Origin of the sequence: Pedobacter sp. HMWF019, assembly GCF_003061025.1 — a bacterium.
Classification (GTDB): domain Bacteria; phylum Bacteroidota; class Bacteroidia; order Sphingobacteriales; family Sphingobacteriaceae; genus Pedobacter.
Window position 1 is genome coordinate 34,382 of record NZ_QAIL01000351.1, and the last position, 1,661, is coordinate 36,042.

Sequence of the window (1,661 nt, forward strand, 5' to 3'; positions counted from 1 at the left end):
GGGGCTTGTACGGTATGAATGCATAATAAAAAGAGATCTATTCTGGATTAAATCCGCCTTTTACCATAAAAACGCGGACTAGATGCGGACTAGACGCGGAGTATATGCGGATTCATATGCCACTTGTCTCCTTTTTTGTCTTATACTGTCTTTCCCTTGATACCCGTCCAGATTGGATTTTTTTAAATAGAAAAAGGAGGCCAACTGGTCTCCTTTTTCTATGGAATGTTTTTAAATTATATGGAAAATGCAGTTTTTACCTGATCTACGTAATCTAATTTTTCCCAGGTGAACAGTTCTACTGTGACTACTTTTTCTTCTCCGTTAGGGGTTCTGAAAGTTTTGGTTACCGTTTCCGGTTTACGACCCATATGGCCATAGGCTGCAGTTTCGCTGTAAATAGGGTTTCTTAATTTCAGGCGTTGTTCAATGAAATAAGGACGCATGTCAAAGATGCTTTCAACGATCTTTGCAATTTCTCCGTCTGTTTTATTCACTTTTCCTGTGCCGTAAGTATTGATATAGATTCCCATTGGTTTAGCTACACCAATTGCATAACTTACCTGAACAAGGATTTCATCTGCAACACCGGCAGCAACTAAATTCTTTGCAATATGACGGGTCGCATAAGCAGCACTTCTGTCTACTTTGCTAGGATCTTTACCAGAAAACGCACCACCACCGTGTGCACCTTTACCACCGTAGGTGTCTACAATGATCTTGCGGCCGGTTAGTCCGGTATCGCCGTGAGGCCCGCCAATAACAAATTTACCGGTTGGATTAATGTGATACTCAATTTTGTCATTAAAGAAATGTGCGTATTGAGGATATTTTGCAATGATTCTTGGAATGAGGATGTCTACCAGGTCTTTTTTGATTTTAGCGAGCATAGCGCTTTCTTCGTCAAAATCATCGTGCTGTGTAGAGATGACGATGGCGTCGATGCGAACAGGTTTATTGTTGTCATCATATTCAAGGGTTACCTGCGATTTTGCATCCGGACGCAGATAGGTGATCTCTTTGTTCTCTCTTCTTAAAATAGCCAGTTCCTGTAAAAGTGTGTGCGACAAGTCCAATGCCAATGGCATATAGTTCTCGGTTTCCACAGTGGCATAACCAAACATCATTCCCTGATCTCCGGCACCCTGATCTTCTTTATTAGAACGGTCTACACCTTGATTGATGTCCTGGCTTTGCTCATGGATTGCAGAAAGAATTCCGCAGGAGTTTGCCTCAAACATGTATTCGCTTTTGGTATAGCCAATTTTTTTAATCACATCACGTGCAATCTGCTGAACATCCAGATAGGTTTTTGATTTGACCTCTCCGGCCAGGATAACCTGCCCTGTGGTAACTAAAGTTTCGCAGGCCACTTTTGAGTCTGCATCAAATGCTAGAAAGTTATCAATTAAGGCGTCTGAGATTTGATCTGCTACTTTATCCGGATGACCTTCAGAAACAGATTCTGATGTAAATAAATATGACATTTTAAATAATTAATTTATATACTGAATAATTACGTAAAATGGAAGATGATCCTGTAAAACAGGCAGTAAAAGGAAGTGTATGATGGTTAGCACTTTTTTTTACGTGGTTGCAATCCCGCTATTTTTACATAGCATCGCAAATCAGTCCACTTTAATGACGCAAAATTACTATAT

1 protein-coding gene is annotated in these 1,661 nt (G+C 40.2%); it reads right to left on the minus strand.

What is annotated here, in order from left to right:
* Nucleotides 1-236 precede the first annotated feature (236 nt).
* Nucleotides 237-1,487, minus strand: a complete 1,251-nt coding sequence (metK, locus tag DBR11_RS19385) for a methionine adenosyltransferase (RefSeq protein ID WP_108554277.1) — start codon at nucleotides 1,485-1,487, stop codon at nucleotides 237-239.
* Nucleotides 1,488-1,661 lie beyond the last annotated feature (174 nt).